The sequence below is a fragment of the Limimaricola cinnabarinus genome, from assembly GCF_047631075.1.
GTDB lineage: Bacteria > Pseudomonadota > Alphaproteobacteria > Rhodobacterales > Rhodobacteraceae > Limimaricola > Limimaricola cinnabarinus.
Map to the genome: position 1 here is coordinate 1 of NZ_JBLHYX010000039.1, position 16042 is coordinate 16042.

The 16042-nt window shown below is 63.3% G+C and carries 4 protein-coding genes; 3 read left to right on the forward strand and 1 reads right to left on the reverse strand.

Going from position 1 to position 16042, the window contains the following annotated elements; translation table 11 throughout:
- The first annotated feature begins 1519 nt into the window (after nt 1–1519).
- From ACJASC_RS17260 to ACJASC_RS17270, 3 genes are read left to right on the forward strand one after another with little or no spacing between them, the layout of a single operon-like run.
- Nucleotides 1520–4606, forward strand: a complete 3087-nt coding sequence (locus ACJASC_RS17260; RefSeq protein WP_415147091.1) for a hypothetical protein — start codon at nt 1520–1522, stop codon at nt 4604–4606.
- On the forward strand, nt 4603–9543 hold the full coding sequence (locus ACJASC_RS17265) for a DEAD/DEAH box helicase (protein WP_415147092.1): 4941 nt from the start codon (nt 4603–4605) through the stop codon (nt 9541–9543). Before ACJASC_RS17260 ends, ACJASC_RS17265 begins: the two co-directional genes overlap by 4 nt.
- Before the next feature lie 26 nt (nt 9544–9569).
- Complete coding sequence (locus ACJASC_RS17270; protein ID WP_415147093.1) at nt 9570–15635, forward strand: hypothetical protein; 6066 nt, start codon at nt 9570–9572, stop codon at nt 15633–15635.
- 60 nt (nt 15636–15695) lie between these two features.
- Here ACJASC_RS17270 and ACJASC_RS17275 read toward each other — a convergent pair whose 3' ends face one another.
- A complete protein-coding gene (locus tag ACJASC_RS17275) occupies nt 15696–15845 on the reverse strand; it encodes a hypothetical protein (RefSeq protein WP_415147094.1) in 150 nt (49 codons plus the stop codon).
- Nucleotides 15846–16042 lie beyond the last annotated feature (197 nt).

The window sequence follows — 16042 nt, forward strand, 5'->3', positions numbered from 1 at the left end:
GCTCGAGCCCATCGGCAACATCCCTCCCGCAGAGGCGGAGGCAAATTACTACGCGGCTCTGGAAACATCGAGCATGGCCGCGTAGCTGAAACCAATCAGCCTCCGGCGAACCCGGGGCGGTTCAATCCGCTAACTGTGGACCGTGAGTTGGCGAGGATGCAGAATGTCCATGACGTGCTGAAGCCGATGCTGCTCCCGAGGGCATTGGATGCCTACTACGAGCGACTGGCAAGCCAGCGTGCGCCGCACAGAGCAGGGCCTGACAGTGCGCGCTATGCCTCGGCGCTGCGAGTAGCTTTCCGAGCCAAGTGATCCGCTTGACCTCAAACAGGAGGCCATCAAGCGTAGGCCCCATCTTGCCAGGCGTCAGCCTCACCCAGAACCTCATCAATCTCTCCCGCGGCCAGTGCCGTCGTGAGCCTTGCTCATGAGAATCCGGTAGGCCGTCAGGGGCGCCCCACTCAGTCGTGTGAGTACCTGGTGGATGCAGGGCGAAAGGGTCCCTCTGGGCCCGACCTGAAAGGCAGGATAACGGATCTCGCCATTCAGAGTGACGGCGAGCACTCGGTATTGCTGCGCGAGTTCTTCGACTTCGTCGGCCGAGATGCCGAGCCGCTGGGCCAGCTGCGCCGCGGTAAGCATATCCGGGTCATTCAGAAGCTCAGCCAGCCGGACGCGGCCCGCGCCCTGGCACGATCGAGAGCCTCGGAGAGCTTGAACCCTTTTGTCAACGCGCGCCTCCTGATCGGGACTATACACCACGCCCCTGCGCTTGCACGCAGGGACCTACGCTACCTTATCAGAGATCTATCGCTTGGTATCGCTACGCCCAATGAGCGCGACCAAGACCGTTGGTCACGCACCGCCTGCAACTCGTGGCCAGTCGCAAAATATGCACGCGTGCATATTTTTCATTCTGGACGCCGTTAGCAGCAGTTAGACGGCCGAGATACCCATCAGTCCACAAACAGGCTGAACATACGGATGCACCCGACCGGTGCGCATCGCCATTAAAATCCCTTTCACCGCAGAGGCCGTCCACACATGGCTCAAGGGCCAAATCATCGCACGCTACGGTGGTGCAGAGGCCGTCCACAGCATCAGGTCAGGCGGCGAAGGCGAACGAGGCTCTCCACCCGCACGTAGGAAATCGCTGCCACTGACGGCATATGACTTCGTGGTCCCGCTTGCATGCTTGGCTGTTGCCTTTGTCCTATAGCTGCACTGGCTACTGCACCAACGAGGCTCGGACGGGAGATGGTGCTGCGATCCACTCCTCGGAAACGGGTTGAGAGACCGATGCCGCCAGCGACCAGAGGGCGGCAATGTGTCTTGCCTGCCTTTTGCAGCTTCAACCGGTGGTTGGCCCTTGAAATGGGCGTCGCAATCGCAAAAACTCTGCGGTGAAGGGTAGCACTATTCGATAATCCATTCTTCCGCTTCGTATTTTCATGCTTTGGCCAAGTTTGAATATCAAAGTGGGTGCTGCTGTTCCTGAATTGGAAAAAAAGAGACTTGCATGAGCGTCACGACGAGTGTTTCTCCCGAGGCGCTGAACGAGATCGAAACAGGATTTCGTGCCGCATGGACGGGCGCGAAATCCACTCCCTTCATCGTGGATGCCCCGATCGGGGCCGAACTGCGCAAGCAGGCAGAGGATGTGGTTACGCGCCTGCCCCTGTCCGTGCTGTTCCTGCGCTGCCCCACGCTGGCGGTATGGGCTGTGCTGACGCCTCTTGCACGCAACTACGGAGCCAGCACCAAGGATGTCTATCTCCATATTACGCACTTCGTGAATGAGAGCCTCGACGAGCAATATGAGCGCGACGATCTCAAGCACGGATACAGAACCGCGGCGCGCAAGGTTGGCCTCCCAGTTGCCGGGAACGACCCAAATGCGCTTTTCTTCGTTCCTCTGGGGCCGCCTCGGTCCCGACATGGCGAAATCGCCGACGCCTTCGTCGCCACCGCCCTCGCATTGGGGCCGCCCGCGATCGAAGATACGCCGTCAGCGCGCGATTGGCAGCGCCGCGCCGTGCGCCAGCGCTGCCCCAGCTACGCCCGACTGCACAAGACGATCGACTTCGACCGGTCAGCCCACTGCGCCCGCCGCTTCGAGGCATGGCGGAAGGGCTCCGAGCCGCTGAACGACAACGAGGCTGCTCTCTTTGAGGCGTATGATCACGCAGCCGCGCGCTATGGTCGGAAGCGCTCGGATCTTACTGGGCCGCCGCAGCTCTACTGGTCGGGCGACAGGCTGGCTGTCGAGGCCGAGCGATCCTCGCAGGTTCAGTTCATCAAGGCAGGTGCATTCCCGGTCCAGATCAAGGGCGGGTCGCGCCTTGTCCTTGATGCCCCCTGGCCTGACGCGCTGCCTTGGCGCTGCGGCCCGACCGAACGCGATGTCCCCTTTGGCCCCAAGAAGGACCAGGTCCTGATCTTCGATGCGGATAGCGGCGCCTTGCTCTCTCGCACAGATATCACCGCAGGCGTTATCGAGGTTGCCGCCAGCAGGTTGGTGATCCTCTCCCGGCAGGACTTCGAGACCCCCTCCTTCGGGCCGTCGATGCCGGCTTCCGATCCCTCCTGCCGCGTTGCATGGATCACCACCGGCGAAGCGCTGACCTTCTCGGGCGGGGAAGAGATATCCATCATCACCCCGAAGGAAACCGCAATCTGGCTGGATGCCCGTGCCATCGGTCACGCCGGAAGCCGCGCCCTGATCACCGGGGATGGGGCCTTGGTCGTCAAGCTCGATCCCGAAATCGGCGGGCGCAACCGCATCGTGCGCGCCCGTCTTGGAGACACGACCAAGTTCACCAATCTGACCATTGCCAGCGACGGCACGGCAAACATTCCCCTCGAGAGTTTCGGATTTTCCGCCAATGCAGCGCCTTGCAAGGCTGTCTTTGAGATCCTCGCCCCCGGGGCCGCGGGGGATTTCGAAGCGCGCGCGGAGCTATCGGTTTCAAGCTGGCTCTGGCCTGGGCTGCGCCTGCCGTCAGGCGCGCTGCTGGACCTGCCCCGACCGTCAAACTTCGACCCGGCGCGCAGTGCAGGGCTGCGGGCGTCGGGCGACCGCCTTGAAGTCGACCTTGCCGCCGATATCGACGCACCGATCCTCGGCCTGTCATTCGGCGATGAAACGCATGAGTTCGTGCTGCGCACGGGCGCCGAGGTGCTTCATCACCACCGTCTGGCGCGGCAGGACAAGGTCGTCGTTCCGCGCGGCGCGCGGATCTTTCTTGGGCATGAGGCTCGCCATGATGCTCTGATCTTGCAAAGCGCCGATCGCGATGCCGACCTTTTGGTGCTGGGTCGCGTGCTGCGCAGGCCCTTCTTCGCGCGCTCGCGGTTCGAAATCACGCCGGAGATGCTGGAAGCTCCCGAGCAGGCCGACGACCGGATCGCCTTGCGCCGCAGCGACGGCCGCATGGAAGTATTCGCACGTATCGAACGCCGTGATGATCCGGCCGAGCTAAAGCTCGAGGAAGACGACGCGGCTCTGGTCCTGACCTTCCTGCCTCAGCAACGCTGCGATGCCCTCCGTGTCCAGATCGATGCTTTGCAGGACCCGGCACAACAGGGGGACTACACATTCGGGCGCCACCTTGCGGATCTCGGCTCCCTGCCGGGTATTGAGGCCGACCAGGATATCGACAGCGGGCGACTTACCATCCGGGTCGACAAGAAATCCTTTCCACACCCGGCTCGAATGTCGTTGTGGACACGCCATGCCGATCGGCCGGGCTTTCAGCCGCTGAAGGATGGGCGTGGCACGCCCATTTCAGCAGGCCTCGGACTCCCCTTGGCTGACCCCGACGGCAGATCGCTCGGCGCCCTGGCGAAGCTCGCGGCCGAGCCTGTCTCCGCCCATCTGGAGGACCAGCACGCGCGCAGCCTCAACCATGCCTACTTCGAAGCGATGGCGCGGCTGGGTGAGCGTCGCCTCGTGGGGGCGATCAAGCCGGCGCTCGCGGCAACCTGTCCCGGCGCCACGCCGCGCCACGATCTCGCAGGGATTGCCCCTTGGATTTTCGAGGCTTCGCCGCACGCCTTTCAGGGTCTGCCTGATGGATGCGGCCTATCCGCCCTCTCCAGAACCTCCGATCTCGGCGCCGCGAAGACTCTTCCAGACCCCGATGGAGATGTTCCACTGGCCTCATGGCTCGAGAGACTTGGGGGCGAGGACGACCTGCCGGATGCGCTGTGCGGCCCTACCCTTGCCAGCGCCTTCGGGGCGCTTCGGTTCCGGCTCAAGGAGAGCGATCTCAAGCTCCTTTTGTCGGAGGATCGCCACGGCATGGCCTGTGCTTGCATTTGCTCAAGCTGGACGGGCGATATCGAGGCCTTGCGCGCCTTTGACGCCGGCGGCGGTGGAGACAATCGCCCGGCCCGGATCGCCGCCGCAATCGAACGCTTTGCCCGCGCTTGCGCCCTGGGCCGCGCCTCGACTCATATCGACGACCTCGTTTTCCGCACCGGCCTGCCGCGCGCGGAGCTTGGTGAATGTCTGACCCTCATGCTCAGGGCCGGGATCGAAGTTTTCGTATATTTCCGGGCGCTCTGGATGCGCGCCGTCCAAGTCAGGAAGGATGATCAATGACCGATCTCGACCCCAACAGCTTCCGCACCCATCTCAACGATACGCTGAGCCGCTTCGTGTCGACATCCTCTCCGATCAACGAGATCCGCGCCCCGCGCCTGGCCGAGGAGCTTCGGGCGCGGATTGGCGACCTGACCTTCGTGAAGGGCCCCTATGTCGAGATGCTGCCCGACTTCGAGAAGGGCCGACCCATGTCCCAGCTTTGCGCCGACGGCGTGCTCGATCCGGCCTGGCGTCGCTTCGAAGCCAATGCCTCACCCGTCTGGAACAGGCCTCTGCATGCACATCAGGAGGCCGCGCTTCTGCGCGACGAGAACTTCCTCGTCGCAACCGGAACAGGCTCGGGCAAGACCGAGAGCTTCCTCTATCCCCTCATCAACTCGATCCTCGCCCAGGGCGATCTTCAACGACCAGGCGTGCGGGCCATTCTCGTCTATCCGCTCAACGCACTCGCCAACGACCAGCTGCACCGGATCGCCTCGTTGCTGTTTCGCGACCTCGGGAATCCCGGCATCACGCTTGGTCGCTATACCGGGCAGGTCAAATCGCGCGCGACGCGTGAGCAGGAGGTCTCCAAGCTGCGGTCGACGCCAAGCTTCATCGAGGCCTTCGGTGATGATGCGGATGTCCCGGACAACTGGCTGCTCTCGCGCTCGGAAATGCGTTCGACGCCGCCGCATATCCTGATCACCAACTATGCGATGCTTGAGCATATCCTGCTTCTACCGACGAACCGACCCCTGCTTTCGCGAGCCGATCTTCAGGCCATCGTTCTCGACGAGATCCACACCTATGCAGGCGCCCAGGCCATCGAGGTCTCCTTCCTGCTGCGCCGCCTCAAGGCGCATCTGGGCATTCCGGACGGGAATCTGCGATGCATCGGGACATCGGCATCGCTCGACCCCGCGCGCAAGGGAGAGTTGGCCGATTTCGCTTCACGTCTTTTCGGAGAGCCTTTCTCGGGCGCAGATGCCGTCATCACTTCGCGCAAGAAGGCCCACCCCAGCCTGTCGGCAAGCCCGAAGCCGAGCGGGTTGTCACCCCAGCGCTGGCGTGAAGCCGGCGCGCTTGCTGCCAGCGCCCGGGCCGCGGTTCAGAACAACACCCCCATGACGTCCGCGGACTGGAACTTCGAAGCCGAAATCTCGGCTTTCGAGGAGCTTACGGTGGCCGAGGACAAGCCGCTGGGCGATGCCTTGATCGAGAAGCTCGGCAGCTTCGAGGAAATCGGCATCATCGCCCATCGCCTCCAGGGCGATGCCGTCCCGATCGAGACGCTTGCCCGCGAGGTCTTTCCTGACGCCGGCAGTGATGCCATTCCCGCCCTCACGGGGCTGATCGCAATCGGGGTATTGGCGACCAGCGAGGATGCGACCGTCTTCCCGCTCCTGCCCGCCCGCTACCATCTTATCTCCCGTTCGCCGGACCGCGTCAGCATCGCGCTCGACGCCAGCCGCGAGGAAAATCTGGCAGAGGTGGTCATCGGCGCCGAGCGCGCCTCGGATGATCGGCCCGCTTTCGAATTGTTCGTCTGCCGCAACTGCGGCGAGCCCTATGTCGAGGCATGGCAGGGCCCTGTCGGTTTCGAGCCTGCGCAAGGCGCGGGACCTCGTCACCTGTTGCGGCTGGTTCCGGGCGGGATGGCCGCCGAAAACGAGATCGAGGCCGAGGAGGCCGAGCCGCCTCATCTTCTCTACTTCAATCCGCTCACCGGCGAGCCGCTCGAACATGAAGCGGCGGGCTCCGTGGCCGTTGAGGATGTGCCTTTGGAGGACGATCCCGAAGGCGGTGGGCGATACCTCAAGCGCTGCGTGGCCTGCAACCATCTCTCGACGCGTTATCTCGAGCCGGTCACCACCGTCCGCCCCGGCGACGAAGCCCTCGCGGCAGTAGCCGCGCAAACACTCCTCGAGGCCCTGCCGAAGAACGACAGCGGCCTCAATCCCCCCTTGGCCGGGCGCAACCTGCTCGTCTTTTCCGACAACCGACAGGACGCCGCTTTCTTCGCGCCGTTCTTCGAGCGGACATCGCGTGAGCAGGCTGTCCGTGCCGCGATGTTGCGCGCCGTGAATGGTGGCGGACGGATCGACATCGACAATCTTGTCGGCGCCGTGGAGCGCGAACTCAAGGTCGATGGGCTGAGGCTCTACAAGCCCGGCGTCGCGCCGGTGCTGGAGACCGGCCAGAACCAGCAGGTGCGCCTCAAGGCCCTCCTCGCCGCCGAACTCACCGTCTTCGGGCGCGGACGCCTGAGCCTCGAGGGCTTCGGCCTCATCGGGATCGACTACGCCCAGATCGACCGGATGGTGCGCGCCGTGCGTGCGAAGATGCCCACGCCCATGCAGCCCTATGCCGAGGCCTACACCCGCTACCTGCTCAAGATGATTCGGGAGCATCGAGCGATCGGAGAGCAGGGCTCGGGTATGATCGATCTCGAGGATGAATCGATCTGGACCCGGATCGCCGCCCAGCGCAACCGCTGCATCACTCGCCAGAAGAATCCCCATGCCAAGCTCGCTCTCGCACTGATCCCCGCATCGAACTTTCAGAACCGCTTCACCGCCCTTCTTAAGAAAATGGCGCAAGCCACCGGCACAGAACTCAACGACCTCGGCGCGCAGGACATTCTCGTGCATTTCTGGCGCGGTTTCGAATCCACCTCGACCATGACGGAGAAGCACGGGGTTGGGCGCGCCCTCAAACTCGATCAGAACTTCCTCGTCGTCCCGGGACACGAGATCCACCTCTACCAGTGCAACCGATGCGGGGGACGGACCCAGTTCGATACAGCGGGCGTATGCCAGTCGATGGGATGCACCGGCAGCCTCCGGGAGGTCCCGGCAGAAGATCGAGCCACCCTCTCCACGCGCAACCACTATGTGGCACGCTACAACGAGCGCCCGCAGATGGGCATCGCGCGCGAGCACACGGCGGCCATTGCCGGCGAAGTGCGTTCCGATATCGAGGAGAAGTTCAAGTCCGGCGAGGTCAATGTTCTGTCCTGCACCACGACTATGGAAATGGGCGTCGATCTCGGCGATCTCGAAGCGGTCCTGTGCAAGAACGTCCCTCCCTCCATTGCCAACTACCAGCAGCGCGCCGGCCGGGCCGGTCGGCGGGCCCAGGTCGCCCCGATTGTCCTGACCACAGCACGCTCCGGGCGCTTCGACCGTGCAGCTTTCGAGGAGTTCAACGATTACCTCGCAGCCAAGCCCATCGTCCCCTACCTGAGCCTCGACAACGCTGGCTTCTTCCAGCGCCACCAGCTTTCGATGTTGCTTGCGCGCTACCTCGATCATCGCCTGGCTGCCTATGACCGACCCGGGGCGCCGCGCATCAAGGACATCTTCGCCACCGCCCTCACCGACGAAGCGCGTGCCGATTTCAACGCGGATTTCTCCCACTGGCTCGAGAACGCCGACGATGCGGTGCGCACCGCTGCCCGCCTTGGCGATCGACTTCCGGAGGCGCTGCGAAGCATTGCTCTCGACGAAGAGGGCCTGCGCCGCGCCATGCAACAGCGCATGGGCGCATTCGCCGACTCCATTTTCGGGCGTTGGAGCCTGATGCAGGATGCGATCCTCGATCTCGAGGAAAAGCGACGGCAGCTGGACCTCACGGAGTCCGCCGCCATCCAGAAGATCGACCGGGTGGCCGGCGCCCTGCGCACCCAGCAGAAGCTCTATCTCGGCCAATTCCTCGTCGATCAGCTGTCGCGGCGGGCAGTCATTCCGACCTACTCCTTCCCGGTGCATTCGGTCTCCCTCGAAGTCATCAACCAAAGCGACCAACGCGCCGACACCGCCCTTCTTGAGCTTGATCGAGACGGGGCGATCGGGATCTCGGAATATGCCCCGGGGTCCGAGGTCGTGGCGGGTGGCCGGGTCTGGACCAGTGCAGGCATTTCCAAGCGGTCCAAGTTCACTGGCGACGACGCCTTTATTGAGAAGGCGCGGTATCGCATCTGCGAAGCCTGCAAGTCTCCGCAGATCACCGCGCCTCAGCAGCAGCCGGCGGCGGATTGCGAGCAATGCGGCCATCCCTTCCCCCGCCATGCCAGCACGCGAGACTTCATCCGACCGCATGGCTTTCTGACCTCCGCGCAGGATGGCGAGGGCCGCGATCCCGGGGCAAGCCGCATCCGCCCGACCGTGACCGACGAAGCGCTGCTGCTCACCGAGGCGCCGTTCTCGGCCTACCGGGAAACGGATCTGCCGGGCATCCTGACATTCCATGCCCCGGGTTCGAACCGTCCTGATCCCGAACTCGGTCGGATCATCACCGTCAATCGCGGCAAGCTTGGAGGAGGCTTTGCCTGGTGCCGACGCTGCGAGCACGCAGTTCCCGCTCGCGGCCATGGTCCCGACAAGGCCTGGCAACAGCAGGTCTTTCTCGAACCGCATGAGAATCCGCGGACCGGTCATGCGTGCCAATTCGATCCAGAGCAGCCGTCCTACCCCGTCGATCTGGCCCATGTCTTCGAGACCGATGTTCGAGCGCTGCTATTCAAGGGCCTGCCTCGCGACCCGAATGGAGGCCACATCGAGTATTCTCTCGGATTGAGCCGCACGCTCCAGGAAGCGCTCCGGCTCGGTGCGGCGGAACTGCTCGAGACAGATCCGCGCGACCTGCGCGCGCTGGGGCAGCATCTCGATGGCTACCCCGTGGTCGTGCTCTACGACTCGGTGTCGGGAGGCGCTGGATATGCAACCCGCCTTACGCAGGAGGACGGCTTCCGAGCCTTCGACCTCCTGATGGCGGCGCGCAACATTCTCGCCTGCCGCAATCCCGACTGCCTGACGAGCTGCACACGCTGTCTCAACGACTATTCCAACCAACGCTACTGGTCCGATTTCGAACGGCGCCCGGCGCTCGCATGGATCGAGACGATCCTGCTCGATGCCGGCACTCGGATCGACCCGAAATGGGCTGCATGAGGGAAGCGATGAACAAAGGAAATCCGATGCTCGACGAGAACAAGTCCACCCCCTTCCCTGTCATCCGGCATGTCGTCGGTCAGACACCCTCTTACGGCGATGCCGCTCTTGATGAAGACGGCCTGCATCCGCTCCAGGTCAAATATGCCAGCTGGACCGAGGACTACAGGGACCCCGACGAGCTGCACAAATTCCCGCTCAGAGAACTCGCGCCCGAGGCGGCCAAGTTTCTGGCTGATGCGGGCCACCTCTCCCAGCGCGACATCCGTTTTCTTTCCGAGCGGCTGAAGCTGGCAGAGCGCGTTGAAGGTTTCGACCCCAAGAACCACGTAGCCTTCTATGACGCCCTTCTCGACGTCGTCGAGACGCACCCTTGGGTCATTCCGACCCTCGAAGTCGAGGTCGTCCAGAACCGCTCAAGCGCCATGCGTGGCAAGTTTGCCGCTCAGAAAGCCTATCGCAGAACGCTTGGGCGCACGATCAGCAAGCTGCTGCTCTCCAAGCTGCGGTTCAAGAGCAATGACCAGATCCAGGAGCGGCTTCATGAGCTGGTAAGCATGGACCCGTCACCGGTGGATCTGTGGGTCGGCGCCTTCTGCGAATACTCCATCGATCATTACTTTCGCTTTACGGAAAAGCTGCCAGATCCCTTGTTGTCATCCGTCTACGAGATGAGCATCGGCAACCTTTCTCCCGCGGAGCTTCTCGGTATGGCCATCAAGGATGCCGAGGAGGATGGTGACTGGTCCCTCTCGATCCGTCTCCTCAAAGCCGAGACGGAATCCTCCAGGAAAAACTCTCTTCCGATCTGCGCCGAGCATTTCGCCAAGGTCCGGGATATCCTTTTCAGGCTGACCAGCGAGATCGACGAGGACAGCAAACCTGAAGATTACAGGACCATCTCCAATTTTGCCGACATAGCCTTTGAGATGGCGGAACTGCGCGACCGTGCAGATGTCGACATGATCCGTGATCTTCTGATCAAGGTGGGGGTAGATATCTCCGATGACGATCTCGACGAAGGCGCCGTCGAGATGTTCTGCGACCCAAGGGTGAAGGCCCTCCTGCATGAGACGGCTCACACCGTCGAAGAGATGGCCAAGGCTGAGGCCCGCAGCGCCGAGTTGGACGATTTGATTGCGGAGGCGACCAAGGCGCGCCGCTACGATCAACTGCGCCTGCTCGCCGAGGAGGCGGAAGCGATCGAGGCGAAAACGTCTCGGGTGGCCGAGATGCATGCGCAGATCGAACTCATTCGCGACGCCATTCTGGTCAGGGATCAGAACGCCTTCGAGGAATTGCTTCCCGATCTTCCCAACCCCGAGATCGAAGAGGATCTTCCGGAGGAGGACTTCGACGATCCGCAAGATGATGCTACTGGGGGCGACGAACCCGATCGCGAGATTTCGGAGATCCCCGAGCACCATCCTGAGGACCTGAAACTGGATGACGAGCCAAGCCAGACCGCGATCGACGCCTCGGCCGATGAGGACGAAGCCAAGGCCGAAGCTCAGGACGAGGCAGCCGTCGCAGAGACGAATGCCGTCGATGGCGACTCCGAACCCCTTGAGGAAAGTGATCCCGAACCGACGGAGGCGTCGACCGAGGACCCGGTCGATATCAGCGATGAGGACATGGCCGCCCTCGACGCGGCCACCACGCCCGAACCCGAGCCGGAGGAAGAACCCTATGTCGAGCCGCCGCTCGAAAGCCGCATCCTGCCCGAACTCATCAATCGAGGTCTGATCGGGCTTGCCGCGGACGCCGCCGATGCGCTCGAGGCTCACCGTCATCGCTGGCCCATCGAGGCTGCCGCCCTGCGCGCGGCCGCGGCATCGCGCGCGCCGCATGGCGATTACGGCCCCGACACCCAGCGCTTTCTGACCATCGCCAACCGCGCCACCTCGGCCGTAAAGAGCGATGTCGGCGCCAACATGCTGTTCGGCGCACTCCTGCGCCCGGCCATCCTTCAGCAAAGCTTCAGCCTGAGGTCCGTGATGCCGGACCTCGCCCGCGGCGCCTTGGGGCCGCATCTCAACGAAATCGGGGCGGCTATTGCCAGTCTCGATTTCGACTTCCCGCCCAGTGCGGACACCCTGGCACGGCTTTCAGGCGCCCCCATGACCCCGCAGCGCGAGCGCATCGCGGACCGGCTGGAGGAATGGGTCTCGACCACTGCACGCAAGAGCTCCCGCTGGAGCTTCGCGACGGCCTTCATGCATCACCTCGTCTCCGAGGCAGGGCTGGTCGGCGCCGCACTCGCTGCCATCAAGGAAGAGCGCAGCGATGCGCGCCACAAGGTGCAAGCCGCGCTCGACGGACTCTCCTCGAGCGCCGACATCGAGACTCTGGCGGTCGAGTATGCCGCGACCACGAGCCGCCCCTCGGCACGGCTACACTCGAAAGGCGTCGAGTATCTTCAGCGCCACTTCGACGAAGCGCTGGGCATGCTGTCGGCATGGCTCGCCGCGATCGCGCGCGACAACACCGGTTCGCAACGGTCCGAAGAACGCCTTGGCGCCACCGTGGCCAGCTTGCATTCCCGCCTGAGCAAGGCGCGCGACGCCCTCGCCAACAAGCCCGGCCTGTCTCCGCTTCAGGAAGCGGTCGCGCACTGGCTTTCTGGTCAGATCGATGAGGCGATGAATGCGCTTCAGGGGTCGGATACAGGCAGCTTCGCCACGATCGAGGATGCGCTGCTGGCAGAGCGCGACCTTCTGCCCGAAGCTGCGCGCCGCACGGCGGCCGATGCCGCTGCCATGCTGGAGCCGCTGGTGGATCTCTTTTCCACCTCGAGCATCCCGAGCCCGGAACAGGCCCTCGAACAAGCGAGGACACAAGGGGCGTTCGAAATCGCCCACCGCCTGACCACGCGCCATGATCTGGATGCGGGCAACGAACTCGAGGTCCAGATTGCACGCTTCACCGGAACCTGGATCGAGAGCATCCAGTCCAGGCAGCGGCGCATGAAACTCCTCGCCAAGGTCGATTACGACCATCAGGAGGAAATCGCCCGGCGCCTCAGCTGGTGCGACAGTGCGCTGGAACGCCTGAATGTCGTTCATGACGGCACCGGGCTCGACGACCTTGACGACATCCCGATCTATGCCGCCGAACTCGACGCCGTCGCGCGCGACATCGAGGCGCATATCCGCAAGGATCAAGTCGGCCGCATCCGCAGGTATCGCAACGAGCAGAACGGCGAGGATGCCGATGCGCTGATCGAGACCATCGACGAGCTTACCCTCGAAGCTGCCGAGGATCGCATCGCCCAGCTGCGCGATGGCCGCTCGTCAGCCACTTTCGAAGCCGAGCTCGAAGGCGTCATTGCCGACTTCACGCCGGGTTTCGTAACCGCCGCAGGCGACGCCGACTGGCCATCCTCGCTTTCGGGCTATGAAAAAGCTCTGGGCGCGGAAGGAATTCTTGCCACAGACGAGAGCCGGCGCGCCGCCGCGCTCGATTTCATCGGGCTCTACCTCGATCTCTGCTCGGCCCTTCCCAAGGGCAAGCCCGCGGCTGCCAAGATCCGGGCCTTCTTCGAAGAAATCGGCTTCGAAGATGTGCGCATCAACGGCATTGCCGGACTTGGTCGCACCAAGTCTTGGCGCATGACCATGGCAGGCAAGCTGGAAAGCGGCGATCTGAGCAGCTCGGGGTGGTTCCTGCCTCCGATCTTCGGCTCCAACGCGACGAGCGGCTATGCGGTCTTCCTGATCGGGCCTGACACCCTGCCCGAGGCAGTCCACAAGGCCCTCGACCCCGAAGTGCCGACCATTTTGGTGCTCTCCGGCGTTGCCGACATGGCCAAGCGGCGCGACTTCGCCGAGCGTCTGCGCGCGACCGCCATTCCGGCCGTCCTGATCGACGAGGCTCTGGTGGCCTTCGCAGCCACCCGTCGCGAAACCCGCGCACGCACCATCTTCGAGTGCGGCCTGCCCTATGGCCGCGTCGAGCCCTACATCACGGACGCGGGACAGCTGCCGCCCGAGATGTTCTTCGGGCGCGAAGCCGAAATTCGCTCGATCATGGAGCGGAGTTCCCAGGGCTGTCTCGTCTATGGCGGCCGGCAGTTGGGCAAATCGGCTTTGCTCAATCACATTGCCCGGACGCGCCATGCGCCCCAGGAAAACCGGATCGTGGTCCGTCAGGATGTGAAGACACTTGGCAAATCCGACGACACCTCCAAGATCTGGGATAATCTCGTGCAGATGCTCGCGCCCGAGGGCGTGGTGCGCGAGGGGAGCCGCGATCCGGATACGATCACCCAGGAAATCCGGGGATGGCTCAATCATCACCCCGGCGGCCAGATCGTCTGCCTCTTCGATGAGACGGACAACTTCATGGATGCAGAAACCAAGGCGGACTATCCGCAACTCAGCCGCCTCAAGGCGCTGATGGAAGACACCGGGCGCGCCTTCAAGGTCGTCTTTGCCGGTCTTCACAATGTGCGCCGGATGCACCGCCAGCCGAACTCGCCGCTGGCGCATCTGGGCCAGGGCAACTGTATCGGCCCGCTGAACCAGAGCGAGGACGACAAGCGCGCGGCACACGACCTCATCATTGCGCCGATGCGTGCGGCGGGCTTCAGGTTCGAATCCATCGAGGCTGTCGAAGAGATCCTTGCCTGGGCGAACTATTATCCGAGCCTCGTGCAGGAGTATGCCCGCGGCCTTCTCAGCACGCTGCATGGCGCCGGCAGCGGCAAGACCTACCGCCTGCCCGAAGATGGACCGCTCTGGACGATCCCGACCTCCAAGCTTTTTGCACATCGCGGCTTCTCGAAGATCGAAAGCACCATCCGCGACAAGTTCCACTACACGCTGGATCTCGACTCTCGCTATGCCACCGTGGCCTACACGCTCGGCTGGTTGAATGCCGAAGGCTACGAGCACCAGGCGCTCGTGTCCGGCTTCCGCGCGAGCGATCTTCTGGACCATGCCACCATCTTCTGGCCCAAGAACGCCATGCGCCCCTCTCCGGCTGCCTTCGATGCGCTTTTGGACGAGCTCTTCGACCTCGGCGTCCTGGGTCGCGTTCCGATCCCCGGCACCAACCGGTTCACCTATTGTCTTCGCACGCGCCAGGTCGCTGCGATGCTCGGAAGCCGCGAGGATATCGAGACGGCGCTCTCCCAGATCATGGAAAGGGAGCCCGCGGTCTCTTACGACCGAACAACCCACCGTCGTCGCTATGCCCCGCCGGGCAAATCCATTTCCGCTGCCGATCTCGATCTGCCCTATTCGCCGCTCACCGACTTCCAGATCGAGCGACTTCTCGACCGGGTCAGTGCGCCGACGCAGATCGTCTGCGGTCTCGATGTGCTCGGTCTCAACAAGGTGGGCGCTGCGCTCAAGCGCATTGCTGCGATCAGCCAGTTGCCGGGACTTGGCAAATCCAACCCCGAGATCCTCGTCACCGAGGGTCGTCGCGACCTGCGGCCGATCTTCGACGGCATCCGTAAGGCAGATGCCCGCCCGAGGGTCATTGTCCACAGGCCGGCATCGGCCGCAGAGGCGAACGAGGAACTGGCATGGCTCGAACGCCAGCCGAGTGTTCTTGATGGGCAGGTCCGGCCGATCCTGCTTCTCGACGCCGCCGATGCAGAGATGCGTGCGCTTGCAAACCGCCGCGAAGAGCAGACCGAGTTTCTCTCGCCCTGGGGTGCCGAGATGCTGCGCGTCCATCTGAGCAATATCGATCACACCGAGATCGATACATCCGACCTGCGCGACGAGATCCTCATGACCACCGGTGGCGTGCCGGCTGAAACCATCAAGTTGGTCGCCCAACTCGCCCGGCCGCAAAACGAGTATGCCGACGTGTTCGCCGGCTGGAAGACCTCGATGCGCGTGCCCGACAGCATCACGCGCGGTAGCCTCGGCAAGGCCTTGTCCCTTGTCGAGAAGACCGAACGCCCAGGCGATTACGAAGCGCTCAACGACCTGATCCGCGAGGAGACCGGCGCAGACCTGATCACCCATGGGCCGGACCTGGTGGCGACGGGGATGATCACGACCTGGAATCCTAAAGCCTGGCGCATTCGCCGTTCCGCCTTCGGTGACCTGCTTGCTTCGAAAGTCACTACCTAACACCAGAGGGCGCGCGCCGACTTCCGGTGCGCGCCATTCGCAGCAGTCCGGCCGCGGGGACTATTCCCCTACCATCGCCACTTCAGTTCCTAATTCAAACAATACATCCGGGCCGCGATGATTGCGTAGCTTGCGGCGGCAAACTGCACGATTTTCCTCGTAGCGGCCATCGTCCTCTTTCTCGGTTTCTTCCACTGACCAGGTGAACATCCTGCTCGAAAATTTCCTCGAGTGGGCTAATGGATGGCGCGGTGACCAGACGGACGTGGTGGTTCTGACGGCTGACCTGCCCCCCTCGAGATCCCTCAGTCTGATGTAGAGTTTGCTCAATTGCAAAGGAGCAGACGATGCGAAAGAGCCGCTTCACTGAGGCGCAGATCATCGGGATGATCAAGGAGCAGGAAGCC

What these genes read in the sequence shown, in the direction of transcription:
- ACJASC_RS17260 (WP_415147091.1), top strand. Translation starts at nt 1,520, where the DNA reads ATGAGCGTCACGACGAGTGTTTCTCCCGAGGCGCTGAACGAGATCGAA.
- ACJASC_RS17265 (WP_415147092.1), top strand. Translation starts at nt 4,603, where the DNA reads ATGACCGATCTCGACCCCAACAGCTTCCGCACCCATCTCAACGATACG.
- ACJASC_RS17270 (WP_415147093.1), top strand. Translation starts at nt 9,570, where the DNA reads ATGCTCGACGAGAACAAGTCCACCCCCTTCCCTGTCATCCGGCATGTC.
- ACJASC_RS17275 (WP_415147094.1), bottom strand. Translation starts at nt 15,845, where the DNA reads ATGTTCACCTGGTCAGTGGAAGAAACCGAGAAAGAGGACGATGGCCGC.